6 protein-coding genes are annotated in these 12,870 nt (G+C 59.2%); 2 read left to right on the forward strand and 4 right to left on the reverse strand.

Going from position 1 to position 12,870, the window contains the following annotated elements:
* Positions 1-263: 263 nt before the first annotated feature.
* The 3 genes from uvrB to H4W29_RS20895 form a co-directional block, all read right to left on the reverse strand.
* Entirely contained in the window at positions 264-3,206 is a 2,943-nt protein-coding gene (gene uvrB / locus H4W29_RS20885; protein WP_192730623.1) for an excinuclease ABC subunit UvrB, read from the reverse strand.
* Positions 3,207-3,546: 340 nt separating this feature from the next.
* Positions 3,547-5,337: a glycoside hydrolase family 15 protein gene (locus tag H4W29_RS20890; RefSeq protein ID WP_192730811.1), complete on the reverse strand. Its 1,791-nt coding sequence runs from the start codon at positions 5,335-5,337 to the stop codon at positions 3,547-3,549.
* Between the two features lie 246 nt (positions 5,338-5,583).
* Entirely contained in the window at positions 5,584-5,784 is a 201-nt protein-coding gene (locus H4W29_RS20895) for a hypothetical protein (protein WP_192730624.1), read from the reverse strand.
* A 787-nt stretch (positions 5,785-6,571) separates the two neighbouring features.
* On the opposite strand from H4W29_RS20895, the gene H4W29_RS20900 reads away from it, so the two are divergent.
* A complete protein-coding gene (locus H4W29_RS20900; protein ID WP_192730625.1) occupies positions 6,572-7,609 on the forward strand; it encodes an MBL fold metallo-hydrolase in 1,038 nt (345 codons plus the stop codon).
* Between the two features lies 1 nt (position 7,610).
* Here the strand turns inward: H4W29_RS20900 and H4W29_RS20905 are convergent, their stop codons facing one another.
* A complete protein-coding gene (locus tag H4W29_RS20905) occupies positions 7,611-11,687 on the reverse strand; it encodes an AAA family ATPase (RefSeq protein ID WP_192730626.1) in 4,077 nt (1,358 codons plus the stop codon).
* A gap of 159 nt (positions 11,688-11,846) precedes the next feature.
* Here H4W29_RS20905 and H4W29_RS20910 point away from each other — a divergent pair, with 159 nt between their 5' ends.
* Positions 11,847-12,746, forward strand: a complete 900-nt coding sequence (locus H4W29_RS20910; protein ID WP_192730627.1) for a helix-turn-helix domain-containing protein — start codon at positions 11,847-11,849, stop codon at positions 12,744-12,746.
* Positions 12,747-12,870 lie beyond the last annotated feature (124 nt).

The following is a 12,870-nucleotide window of genomic DNA, read 5'->3' on the forward strand; positions in this document are numbered from 1 at the left end:
GCCGCAGGCGCTGTATTCTTCGTTGGACTAGTTCTCGCTGGGATCTAAGAAGCGTACGCGTCCTCGAAGCGTGCTTTCACTTCGTCAGCTCCGGGCCGAGTGTTTCCAGCAGGGAGACCGCGCTGGCGGCGGCTTTCGGGGTTGGTTGCCAATAGGGGGCGGCGGGGACGTAGCGGAGGACAGTATCGGACACCGCGGCTTCCTTCGGGGCGCAATACGCCTGATAATGTCAGGCGTTTATGGGCGGCAAGGAAACGTCTTCATTACCGCCCCGGCCGCCCGGTCTTGCCCTTCGTCCGGCCCTTGCGCCGCTGCTCGCCCGGGTCCTCATAGCTCCCGACACCCGTCTTGCCGCGCACCAGCGGCCGCACATCGTCACGCTCCGGCTGGCCCTCCAGCAACGGCGAAAACCGCTTCGTGCCCTTGGCCGCTTCCGGCTTCTCCGGCACATGCCCCGTCACCGGCTTTTCCGTCCGGCCCACCGTCATCTCGTCCAGCGTGTTGCGGCGGAAGAGGCTCTCGCCATCCGCCGGGGTGGCGACGTGGCGGCCCATTTCGTCGAGACTGGGTCTTGAGAAGTAGCCGGCCTGCGTCTCTTCGGCCTTGGCAGATCCTCGGGACGAGCCCGAGGATGACGGTGCGGAGGAGGAGCCGCTACGGCTCTTGCCTTCCATCGACTTGGCCTCCTCGCGCGCCAGCGGGTCGTCCATGGCGGCGAGTTCGACGGCCTTGAGGCGTTTGATTTCGTCGCGCAGGCGGGCGGCCTTTTCGAAGTCGAGGTCGGCGGCGGCGTCGCGCATGGACTTTTCCAGCGCGTTGAGATGGGCCTGCAGGTTGTTGCCCACGAGGTTGCCGCCATCCGCAAAACCCTTGCCGGAGGCGCCGGAAATATCGGCGCGCACGTGGTCGCGCTCGTAGACCGAGTCGAGGATGTCGGAGATCTTGGCCTTGACGCTTTCGGGCGTGATGCCGTTCTCTTCGTTATAGGCCACCTGCTTTTCGCGGCGGCGGGCCGTCTCGTCCATGGCGCGCTGCATGGAGCCGGTGATGTTGTCCGCGTAGAGGATGACCTTGCCGTCGACGTTTCGCGCGGCGCGGCCGATCGTCTGGATCAGCGAGGTTTCGGAGCGCAGGAAGCCTTCCTTGTCGGCATCGAGAATGGCGACGAAGCCGCATTCGGGAATATCCAGGCCCTCACGCAGGAGGTTGATGCCGACGAGCACGTCGAAGGCACCGAGGCGCAGGTCGCGGATGATCTCGATGCGCTCCAGCGTGTCGATGTCAGAGTGCATGTAGCGCACGCGCACGCCCTGTTCATGCAGATATTCGGTCAGATCCTCGGCCATGCGCTTGGTCAGCACGGTGCAGAGGGTGCGATAGCCCTTGGCGGCCGTCTCGCGGATTTCGCCGAGCACGTCGTCCACCTGGCTGCGGGCGGAGCGCACCTCGACGGGCGGATCGATGAGGCCGGTCGGGCGGATGACCTGTTCGGCGAAGACGCCGCCGGCCTGTTCCATCTCCCAGCCGCCGGGGGTCGCCGACACGGCGATCGTATCCGGGCGCATGGCATCCCATTCCTCGAAGCGCAGCGGGCGGTTGTCCATGCAGGAGGGCAGGCGGAAGCCGTATTCGGCCAGCGTCGCCTTGCGCCGGAAGTCGCCCCGGTACATGCCGCCGATCTGCGGAATGGTGACATGGCTTTCGTCGATGAAGACGATGGCATTATCAGGCACATATTCGAACAGCGTCGGCGGCGGGTCGCCGGGGTCGCGGCCGGTGAGATAGCGCGAATAGTTTTCGATGCCCTGGCAGGAGCCGGTCGCTTCCAGCATCTCGATATCGTAGCGGGTGCGCTGCTCCAGGCGCTGCGCCTCCAGCAGGCGGCCGGCCTTTTCCAGCTCCACCAGGCGGCCCTTCAGCTCTTCCTTGATGGATTTGACGGCGGCGTTCAGCGTCGGGCGCGGCGTCACATAGTGCGAGTTGGCGTAGATTTTTACCGATTTCAGGTCGCCGGTCTTCTGGCCGGTCAGCGGGTCGAATTCGGTGATGGCGTCGATCTCGTCGCCGAACATGGAGATGCGCCAAGCGGCATCCTCAAGGTGGGCCGGGAAGATTTCGATCGTGTCGCCGCGTACGCGGAAGGAGCCGCGCTGGAAATCCATGTCGCGGCGCTTGTATTGCTGGGCCACGAGATCGGCCAGCAGCTGGCGCTGGTCCAGCCTATCGCCGACATTCATCTGGAAGGTCATGGCCGTATAGGTTTCGACCGAGCCGATACCGTAGATGCAGGAGACGGAGGCGACGATGATGCAATCGTCGCGTTCGAGCAGGGAGCGCGTCGCCGAGTGGCGCATACGGTCGATCTGCTCGTTGATGGAGCTTTCCTTCTCGATGTAGGTGTCGGAGCGCGGCACATAGGCTTCCGGCTGGTAATAATCGTAGTAGGAAACGAAATATTCCACCGCATTGTCGGGGAAGAAATTCTTGAATTCGGAATAGAGCTGGGCGGCCAGCGTCTTGTTCGGCGCCAGGATCAGCGCCGGGCGCTGCGTTTCCTCGATCACCTTGGCCATGGTGAAGGTCTTGCCCGAGCCGGTGACGCCGAGCAGCACCTGGCTGCGCTCGCCGGTCTCCAGCCCGCCCACGAGATCGCGGATCGCCGTCGGCTGGTCGCCGGCAGGGCTGTATTCCGAGGCCATGCGGATGGAGATGCCGCCTTCGGATTTATCCGGCCGGGCAGGGCGGTGCGGCGTCCAGATCTTGCCGTTCTTGTGCAGCGGGTTGCCGCTCTCGATCAGCTTGGAGAGAGCCTCCACCGTGGCGGTGACGCCGCCGGGCGAGATCTTGTCGGCATCCTCGAGCGAGATATCGAGACCCGCGACGGGGTTGAGGCCGGCGGCTGCACGCGTCTTCGGGTCGGTGGAACCGCCGATGGAAACGCCGCGCGCCGTCTTGCTCACCGTCGCCTTCTTGTTGATGCTGACGGCCTCGGTGTGCTTGCGCGCCTCGTTCTCCACCTTCTTGCGGTGCTTGCCCGCCTTGGAGGCGATTTCGCGCTGGCTTTCGATGCCAGCGGACTCCGCATCTGCCTCGAGCTGCTTCACCCAATCGGCGACACTGCCGCTGAGCGGGGCGCCTTCGAAGGACGATTGGGGAGCTTCCTCGAAACCGGTCGAGGCGGGGGATTTCTTCGGAGATTTTGCCATGCGCGGAATATGGCGAGAGTCAGGACGAAATGGAAGGGGTTGAGAGTACAAAAGGGAAACGAATGAATCGTTCGGGATTTTGGAATAGTGGGGGTGGCGGGGTGGTTGGTGAAGTCGGTGAGGGCGTGCCGCGGGACACCCCCCTCTGTCCTGCCGGACATCTCCCCCACAAGGAGGGAGATTGGCTGGGCGCACCGGCTTCCCTAAACAATCAACGTCGCAGATGGCGCAACGTTCAAGAGGTGCGAAAGTCAGGCCGCTTGTCGATCTCCACCCTTGTGGGGGAGATGGCCGGCAGGCCAGAGGGGGGTGCCACACGCGAATACCCCATCTGCTTCCATCACGCCGAACGCTGATCCGCCGGCCCCTCAGCCCGCGCTAGGTTCAGCGCGCTGTTGATCAACCCGATATGACTGAACGCCTGCGGAAAGTTGCCGAGCATCCGCTTGGCGGCGGGGTCGTATTCCTCCGCCAGCAAGCCGACATCGTTGCAGATATCCAGCAGCCGCTCGAACAGCTTCAATGCATCCTCCCGACGGCCGATCATGTTGAGAGCATCAACCAGCCAGAAGCTGCAGGCGAGGAAGGCGCCTTCGCCCGGCGGCAGGCCGTCATCCACTTCCTGCGTTTCGTAGCGCAGGAGCAGGCCATCGCGCAGCAGCTTGCGCTCCACCGTCTCGACGGTCGCGACATAGCGCGGATCGTCGGGGGCAATGAAGCCGACCATGCCGAGATGCAGTAGGCTGGCATCCATCGCGCTCGAGCCGTAGGCCTGGGTGAAGCAGCCGAGCTCGGCATTGAAAGCCTTTTCGCAGACCTCGGCATGGATGCGATCGGCGAGCATGCGCCAGCGGGCGGCGGCTCTGGGCTCGCCGTCTTCCTCGGCGATCTTGACGGCGCGGTCGAAGGCCACCCAGGCCATGACCTTCGAATAGGTGAAATGCTGGCGCTGGCCGCGCACCTCCCATATGCCCTCGTCGGGCTCGACCCAGACCTTTTCGAGAAAGGGCAGAATGGCCCTCGCCAGCTCGCGCTCGCGCGGATGCGATGGCAGGCCGCCCTTGCGGGCCTGCAGCATGGCATCCGCCACCTCGCCATAGACATCGAGCTGCACCTGTTCGGCGGCGGCATTGCCGATGCGCACCGGTGCGGAGCCTTCATAGCCCTTGAGCCAGGGCACCTGCCATTCCAGCAGGTTGCGCTCGCCGGCAACGCCATACATGATCTGCATCTGTGCCGGTGCGCCGGCGACCGCGCGCAGCAGCCATCTGCGCCAGGCTTGGGCCTCTTCGTAATAGCCGAGCTTCATCAGGGCGAGCAGGGTCAGTGTCGCATCGCGCAGCCAGCAATAGCGGTAGTCCCAGTTGCGCGGGCCGCCGATCTTTTCCGGCAGGGAAGTCGTGGCGGCCGCGACGATGCCGCCCGTCGGCATGTAGGTGAGCGCCTTCAGGGTGATGAGGGAGCGCTTCACCTGATCCGTCCACTTGCCCACCTTGGGGCATTTCGCGGCGAAGGATAACCAGAATTCCTCCGTATCCGGCAGCGCATATTCCACCTGCCGCGGCGCCGGCTGCGGCAGATGCGAGGGCGACCAGGTCAGCGTGAAGATCTGCTGCTCGCCCGCCGCGACCTGGAAGGCGCCCACCGTGCTCAGCCCGCGGCCTTCGAGCGGAACGGCGCAGTTCAGCGTCAGTCTATCAGGGCCGGCAATGGCGATGATGCCGCCGTCTTCGCCATGCGTGACCCAGGGAACGGTACGGCCGTAATCGAAGCGCAGGTTGAGCTCCATATCGAAGGCGACAGTGCCGCTCTTGCCCTCGACGATGCGCATAAGGTCGCTCGCGCCATCGCGCAGCGGCATGAAATCGGTGAGAAGGGCGGTGCCGGTCTCGGTCTGGAATTCGGTTTCGAGGATGAGCGTGTCGTCGCGGTAGCGGCGCGTGACGCTGTATTTGCCGCCCGAAGGCGAGAGCGACCAGAAACCGTTCTCCTCAGCGCCGAGCAGGGCGGCGAAGCAGGCGGGAGAGTCGAAGCGCGGAAAACACAGCCAGTCGATCGAGCCATTTCTGGACACGAGTGCGGCGGTTTCGCAATCTCCGATAAGGGCGTAATCCTCGATGAGTGCCGTCACCATAGCCTCCTCCGCATATCTGCCGGGCTTTAGGTAGGGCTCGTATGCGCAGGTCAACTGCAGAAGTGGTAAGGTGTGGCGGGCGGCGCGGCCACCCAATCTCCCTCATTCCCTCCTCGTGCCGGCACGAGGAGGGAATGAGGGGTGAGGAGGCAGCCACGCTGCCCAAAGCCAATCAGCGTTAGCGGAGCAATATGCCGACCATCCTTACGCCTTCGGCTACTATACCAAGAGAGCCCGCCCCACCTACAGCAACAGTCGTTCCAGACTGCCCTGGTCCTTCACCCCATGCTGATAGAAATGCAGGATCTGGATCGCCAGTTCCTCGCGTTCACCATCGGTGGAAATATGCCTTGCCACGCAGATATGGTCGTAGACGCTCTGGCAGAGCGCGATGTCCTCTTCCTGCATCGGCGTCTGACTCGCCGACATTTTCTCTCTGATCATCGACATTCCCTCAAACGTCCCCCCGGAACGTTCTAGGGCGCAGATTGTGTTCTTCAATCAAAAGGAGATCACGTCATCGTGCAGCCCCCGGTCCGCCCTGGGGATTTCTTCAATGCCTGTTCACGATGTTACGCACGTAATAGCAACATATCGGCGCTTGCGGTATGGAAGGAGAAGGGACGTCCGATTTAGACCTGTGGGCGACCCTTCTCCACTGGGTTTGCAGCATCCAGCGTGGAGCATTGTAGGCTGGAATAATGGAACCGCAATTTCACTTTTTAAATCTCGGCGAAATTATTTCAGCTATTGCTTAATAAATGCCCGGCGGTACTTTCCGCCGGGCATTTGCGTAATCTTTGCACAGTAAAAACGGCGATTTGTGTGACTTTTTAACTGCTCAAACCGCAGCGCCCGCGCGATTCGTTTATCTCGCTTGGACACCGAGGCGCGTATCGGCGGTTCCGTTTCCGGCGATGGGGCAAAGCAGTTCCAGGGCCGGAAGGGGCCGAAACCTATATCCGCATCGTGCCGCAGCCGATCTCCTGTTGGGCAAGGCTTGGCTTAGAAGGCAGGGACCTGACCTGAAAGACAGGGGCCCGACCTGGAAGGCGGGGATTACGTAAGGGAAAGGCACCATCGCCTTACGGCAGCTAGTAACATTGGGCGAGGGCGGTCTGTCCCTGTCGCTCCTTCCGCTTTTTCCGGCGCAATATTATGATCTGCTGATGAATCCGATGCAGTTCGCAGCCGAGGTCCGGAACGACCAGGCCAGCAACGGAGTGGACAGATGATTTTCCGACAGCTTTTCGACAGTGTCTCCGGCACCTACACCTATCTCATCGCCTCCAGGCGCGGCGGCGAGGCGCTGATCATCGATCCCGTGCTCGAAAAGGTGGACCGCTACATGCAGCTCGTGCGCGAGCTGGACCTGAAGCTGGTCAAGGCGGTGGATACCCACCTGCACGCCGACCACATTACCGGCCTCGGCGCGCTGCGCGACCAGACCCATTGCATCACTGTGATGGGCGAGCAGACCAAGGCCGATGTCGTGGCCATGCGCGTTGCCGAAGGCGACCGCGTGACGATCGAGGGCCTCAGCCTCGACGTGCTCTATACGCCGGGCCATACGGACGATTCCTATTCCTACCTGATGGGCGACCGCATCTTCACCGGCGACACACTGCTCATCCGCGGCACCGGCCGCACCGACTTCCAGAACGGCGACCCGCGCGCCCAATATGACTCCATCTTCAACAAGCTGCTCCGCCTGCCGGAGGAAACGCTGCTCTTCCCCGCCCATGACTACAAGGGCGACACGGTCTCCACCATCGGCGAGGAAAAACGCTTCAACCCGCGCCTGCAGGTCAAATCGATCGACGAATATGTCGACCTGATGAACAACCTGCACCTGCCCAACCCGAAAATGATGGACGTCGCCGTGCCCGCCAACATCCACATCGGCCTCCACCAGGACGAGATCGCCCGCAAGGGCTGGGCGGTGAGCGCGAAGGATGCGCTTGATATGCGCGGGCGGGCGGATGTGGTGATCGTGGACCTGCGCGAGAGAAGCGAGCGGGAGCGGCATGGCGTGATCCCGGGCGCGCTGCATGCGCCCTATGCGGATCTGCAGGAGAACCTGTCAGCGGGCGGGATGCTGCATGAGCTGGCGGTGGCGACCGGGAAACGGGTGGTGTTTTACTGTGCGTTCGGGGAGAGGTCGGCGATGGCCGTGCAGGCGGCGCAGGATGCCGGGGTGGGGAGTGCGTGTCATATTGAGGGTGGGATTGATGCTTGGAAGAAGGCTGGTGGGGTGGTGGGGGAGTGAGTTAACGTTTAGCTGGTGGCAAGCGGAGAACGCCGTGCACTCGCCAGAGACGCTCTAGGATCAGCCCCCTTGAGGCTGTGGAGCCGGCTGTTATACATACTGCTTGGCCATTTAGACCGATGTTTTCATATATTCGCGCGCCATCGTAGATTTCGCTGCCTACTCGCTTCAAATATCCAAAGCTTTCGCTTCCGCTACGCGCCGTTACGGCGACAATTCTTCCTTCTAGTTTGCCCATGGCAGCAGGCGATGTATCACCCACCGATTCGATAATCACCATGTCGCCGTCACGGACGATGGGATAAGCACTATCTTCCACAATACGAGCCAACATCAATCTTCGGGACAGTATGTCGCTCGAATTAACCGGGAGGGCTTCTTCTTGGCCTGCGAACCTCAGCGCTTCGAAAAGCACGCCGACGATGGGCATCACTCGCGTCACTGCCGTTGAAACGATCTCGACTGGCGGCACTCGGTCGGTACCAGAACGGTCAGCAGCAAGAACAGTTTTCGAAGGGTCTTTCTTGTCGCGGTGAAAACGTCGAGCAAAAATTCTGTTCTTGTACAAAGCGATAACGGGTTCGCCTTCAATCGGTTCTCTATCCAAAGAAACCATAACCACTTGGCCAGCAAGCGCTATAGAGCCGAGCGTCGGACCACGTACTCCATACAGCGCGATTGCACCGAGCGTATCCAGTGAAATGAATTCACGATCCTCTTCGACAGCAACGATATCAGAACTACTCCGAGCGGCCAATTTACCGATGACAGGGATCTTTTCGGTCGGCATCGATATGGAGTCTGGAGTTACCGGCGCGTCTACGAGAAGTAGGTCGCGTTCATCGTTAGTCAGCCGGCCCATAAAGCGAGCATAAGATGCTGTGCAGCTTCTTAGAACGCTATGAACGTTTTCGTAGGCGCTGTTTACGTCATGCGCGTCTTGGGGGGTGATTTCAAATGGCCGATGATGCGCTTTGTTGATCACTTTATAGAAAAGCGCGGCGTTACGCAGCGCTTCGTGAGCAATAAGTCTTTCGAAGGGAGGTTCTTCAAACGGCTTTTCCCCGCCGTTTCGGGCGTGCCTCAACTGCCCTAGTAGATCGGCGAGAGTTGGATCGTGCATCACGAGTGGGTCGGTCGCCAGAAGGTTCCACAATCGATTCTCGATATCGACCCGCACGCATTTCACGAAATCTTGCGCCTTTGGCACGTCGTTTTCGTCTTCGTACCAGCGATCACGTTTCTCTCTGATCTCTTCGAGTGAAGAACTTAAAGAGGCCGTAAGCTTTGAAGATGAAACGGGATTGAGCCGAAGTGTCGTCCAAGATGGGCTACCCGCCGCACGACTGGGTAACTTGTCCTGAATGGCGGCAACAAATCTGATGTCATTGGAAGTTATCAAAGGACGCATGCCGTGCTTAGGCATCAGGGGTATCGCGGCTGCGAGATTCTCACCATTAATTGGATCGAAATGTGTCTGAGGATCGTCCAGCAACATGCAACTTAATCCGCCGAGCTGTTTGCTGACGTGTTCCCAAAAAGCAAATAGGAACGCCCAGACGCAAGCGCGCAGCAGCGATGCATTCATCACTTGATGAGCAGGAACATGCATCTGACCAAACTCTGCCCTAAGACCGAAACCGCCTTCTTCTCCTGATTTGAGTCCTCCATAGGAGGGGCCTCCGCGATAGTGCGAACGGTAAATCCTATCCAGCCATTCTGCGGTGTTCGTATTCAGCGTTTCTATCAGTCCAGAAACTCGTTCATGGACAACGGCTGGATATTCGAGAAAGGGTTCAACGGCATCAGCGGCGCGAGCCAGTAAGCTCAGACGATTTTTGTCCGCCTCCCATTGTAGGCGTATTAACTCCATATCATCGAGATGGCGGATCAAGGACACGATGGGAATTGCGTTTTGCACCGCACGTCGTATCGCCGCTATTTGCTCCCTAAGCGGCATTGTTTCCGGCGCGTTTACAAAACTACCGGAAATTGTTTCTGTCCCGTGTCCACCGATTTCTGTTGCATCATCAGCAGATTTTATCTTCCCGATGAATCTATCTACGAGTGCCGGCAATGCAGTCTTCGCCTGGGTTCGATGCCCACGAAGCTGTAGGGTGCGGGCGACGGCCTTTAGCCGTTTTTGTAACTTGCCGGTGGAAAGCAAATTGGGAAGGGTGCTGTCAGCAGGCTCCGGCGCGTCGGGCAGAGGATTTTCTCGGCAAGCGATGTCCCAGACAATCTGCCCATTCTTGCGCAATGGTTGCAATTTTCCGGAAAAAGCTCTGCTGGCTAACAATTCATCCACATAGGCTTTGCGATAAATATCAAGTAACCCGTCCTGCGGAGCCTTGTCGGCAAAGGCGCGTAAGGTGTCCGGCAGCACATTCAGAAATGCAGATGCCTCATCACTCTCCCATTGCGCTGCCGTCTTGCCAATGTCATTATCGGCCTCGCGACATTGATCTAGCGCAGACTTTACTGAGCGATCGAGTAGGGCATCTAGAGGAACTTCGTCTAGGTTAGTCCCGCAAACTGGACAGTTCACCAGGTCTTTGTCCGGATGATGATCTTTATGCCAAGCTGCTACCCTTGCGTATAGTCGCCATCTGATTGCCTGACGCTCATCTTCTAGTCTTTGAGAGAGCGCTTCTCCTCGTTTGATGATATCTTGGATTGCTGACAACGCAGAAGTTGCTTCTTCGTCAGTTATCTTACTGAGACCTGTAAGGAACACTACGGATGGTAATTCTCTTAGAGAACTGCCCTGAAGTTGATCGGCTGCATCGTCAAGGGCGCGGTTAAAAGTATCTACGTCCTGCTTCGTCGCGAGTTCGATCCGCTGCTCCAGGATCGTTTCCATTGATGCTGACAAATCGGACCGTAGCTCACGCAATTTCGTTTGCGCAGCAGCTATTGAGGATTGGCAATCGATGTTTTGAGTGACGGGATCGTTCTGTTCTACTTTTTCGTCTTCCTCGGCTTCTTGAGACACTATCGTTTCGTTTTGCCCTGGCAGCAATATTTTCGGTAATTCTCCGAGATCGCGTTGCTCTTCCCATCGATCCTGGAACATCTTCAGCGTCTGTTTGAAGGCTTCTTTTTTCGTACTTTGCGCCTCTTCAGTCGTGCGCTTTTCAGTTGTGCGTAGACGATTTACAAGTCTGTCGGTTCGATATCCAAGTTCCTCCAGAGGCCTTAAACCAGTTAGCTGCGATACCGCTTGAGTGAAATCTGATTTTTCATCGAAACGCATGTGGGCCGCCACGCCCGGCATCAGTGTTCCGGCCTCGAGGGCCAATGCGGAGAGGCCAAGGCTCTCCAAACCCACCACGGGAGCTACCAGTTTCTTTCCGGTTATCGAAAGGCTTCGGGTAATGCGGCAGACTTCACCTGTCTCAGCACGCTCAAACAGAAGACTTACACGAGTGTCCAGTTTCGGAGAGTCTCCGAGTTGCGCAAGATTTTCAGATGATGGAATTGGCACAATGGGCGGTATTTCAATATCAGGGCGACCGTCCGATTCTTGCTCCTGATCTTCTTCAATCAGCCACTCGACGGTCATAGGCTCGTGTACTTCATGCGGCACGTGCTGAGAACGCAATGCTTTCCCCGTAAGGCACCACATAATTGCGCTCAACAGCGCCGTCTTGCCTGCGCCGTTGAAGCCGCTAACGAGCGTGATTTCTTTACCTAGATCTAAGATGAACGCTTCCGGATCTTCTCCTAGCGGCCCCAAGTGCTTATGTAAGCCGCCGAAACGATGAGCCTCGACTTGCTTCAGGTGCCAAATTGGCTTGTCGCTGCCCTTCACCGCAATTTTTGGGGATGCTGAGTTCGGGGGCGGTCCTTCAAGCGCTTTAATAAGACTTTCAATCTCTTTCGCTTGCACCGTTTTGTTGCGGGGCCACAGATCGCGGTTTCTGCCATAAAAGGCAAAGGCTTTACGTCGATCTTCTGTATCTAGGCGGAAGGCAGGTTCCTTCGTGCGATGGATCGGGATGCCATCGGAAAGTAATTGGATAATTTCATCCAGATTGTAGTCTTCCAAACGTACGGGTTCAGATTGGTCGTTCATGCTTCAAAAATCTCTTCGCACGTTCTTTGACATTACTTAAAGGCAACTTTCTTATAGTAGTGAGATTCGCTTTAGGTAGAAAGAGGAGCGGGATGCAACCAAATTCATCAAAAAGCTACTCGAAATCGCCGTCAGTCCCTGACCAAAACCGAAACCTCCTTGTCCGATAAATCCACCCCCGAAACCCTGAGCCAGCGCATCCACGCCCGCCTTCTCGCCCGGAGCCGTGGCCCGGCGTGGAGCACCATTTCCGTCCACCTGCTCTCCCACCAGCCACTCGAAACCAACCTCCTCGTGCCCGCCGTCGCCGAGCCGCTCGTGGTCTGGATCGTCTCTGGCTTGGCGCGCATCGAGGAGCGGGACATTGGTGGGGAATGGATGTCGGCGGAGGTCTCTGCCGGCGATTTCTATCTGACGCAGAGCGAGACGCCCTACGAGCTCAGGTGGGAGACGAGTGCGGGGGAGCCGCTTTGCGTCATGCATCTCTATCTCGGGCTGCCGATCTACCAGCGGGCGATAGCGGAGGTTTTGGGTGCTGACGGCGCGGATCGGTTTCGGCTGGCGGATATTTCCGGGGCGCGGGACGAGGCGATTTCGGGGTTGATGGGGATGATCCTGAAAGAGTTGACGGGTGCTGCCGTGCCCAGCGAAATGGCTGTGCAGGGCATCGCGCAGGCGCTCGCCGTCCATCTCGTACGGCACTATGGCAGCCAAGATGGCGCGGTGCCCGCCCGGCGCGGGGCGCTGCCGGCTTTCAAGCTGCAGAAGGTGGTGCGGATGATGGAGGCGGGGCTTGATCGGGCCTTCAATCTGGAAAGCCTGGCGGCCGAGGCCGAGCTTAGCGCCTTTCATTTTTCCCGCGTTTTCAAGCAATCGACCGGTTCTTCGCCATCGGATTATTTCATCCAGCTGAAGATGGCCGAGGCGCGCCGGCTGCTGAGGGAGACGGATCAGAGCATCGTCTCGATCGCGCTCGATCTCGGCTATTCCAGCCCCAGCCATTTCGCGCAGGTGTTCCGGCGTCAGGTCGGTGTCAGCCCGCGCGATTATCGCGGGTAGCGCCTTTTGCCTTGCGCATGTCCGGGCGCAAGGTCGCTGCGCAGTTTTGCAGAGATTGCTCCTGTTCGCAGCAAATCCGCGACAGTCTCAGCAAGCGGCCGAGCGAAGGGCCGGCCTGATTTTT

It is taken from the genome of Rhizobium viscosum (assembly GCF_014873945.1).
GTDB lineage: Bacteria > Pseudomonadota > Alphaproteobacteria > Rhizobiales > Rhizobiaceae > Rhizobium > Rhizobium viscosum.